Source organism: Vreelandella olivaria (genome assembly GCF_023507745.1).
GTDB classification, from domain to species: Bacteria; Pseudomonadota; Gammaproteobacteria; order Pseudomonadales; family Halomonadaceae; genus Vreelandella; species Vreelandella olivaria_A.
This window is the reverse complement of the sequence record NZ_JALPZO010000036.1, coordinates 1-829: the sequence shown is the minus strand read 5'-3', so window position 1 is coordinate 829 and position 829 is coordinate 1. Positions and strand designations below refer to the sequence as shown.

The following is an 829-nucleotide window of genomic DNA, read 5'->3' as shown; positions in this document are numbered from 1 at the left end:
CGGAAGCCCAAACCCTGTGGGGTCGTCAGATTATGAATGGACGGGGGTGGTACTTCACCAAACGCCGCCGCCTGGAAGCGGCGGAAAGCTGGTTGAGCCGTGCAGCGGAGCAAGGCCATGTGCCCGCTATGGAGCAACTGGAGTATGTCAAAAGAGAGCAGCAAGACTATGCAGCCAGTTGGCAATGGATGGAGCGGGCATCCCAGCATGGCAGTTACGAGGGGCGTTTACGAATCGGCTGGTGTTATCTGGATCCATCGTACCCCCCCGATCAACGGTGCGTTAATGAAGAAGACCGCATTAAGGGCTGGGCCATACTTTATGCTCTGGCTCATGAACTGGGTGGCAATAATACGCCGGACAGCGTTATGAGCCGCAACCAGGATAAGCTGGACGAGAATCAACGCCGGGAAGCCGAAGCGCTGGCAGCGTCGGAATGGATAGGGCGTCAGCCCCCCATTTCCAACTTTCCCCCTCGCTTTGGTTACTGATTGAGCGATGGCAAACATAAACCGTCTGGTATTCGCCCTCTTGCTTCCGCTGATTTGGTCACTCACTAGCTGGGCGCTACCCGCGGATATCCAGGCCGCCAAAGATGAAGGTATGCGCCTTTGGGGTATTTCGGAATGGATTGAAATGCAGCCTTACTTGGAAGCGTCTGCCGCAGGGGGGGATGTGGAGTCGATGTATTACCTGGGTGAGGCCACTCGTTTATTGAGCCGAGGGTTAACCACCGAGGCCATGGAGTGGTATTTACAGGCTGCCGAGCAAGGCGACCCCTACGCCATGCTGCGGCTGTTTCAAGGCGGTGCCTGCGTAGCCGGCGACC

2 pseudogenes are annotated in these 829 nt (G+C 57.1%); both read left to right on the top strand.

The features are described from left to right. Window positions 1-491: pseudogene (locus tag HP566_RS03165) on the top strand (tetratricopeptide repeat protein); the annotation flags it as partial. 7 nt (window positions 492-498) lie between these two features. Next, window positions 499-829 (top strand): annotated as a pseudogene (locus tag HP566_RS03160) (tetratricopeptide repeat protein); the annotation flags it as partial.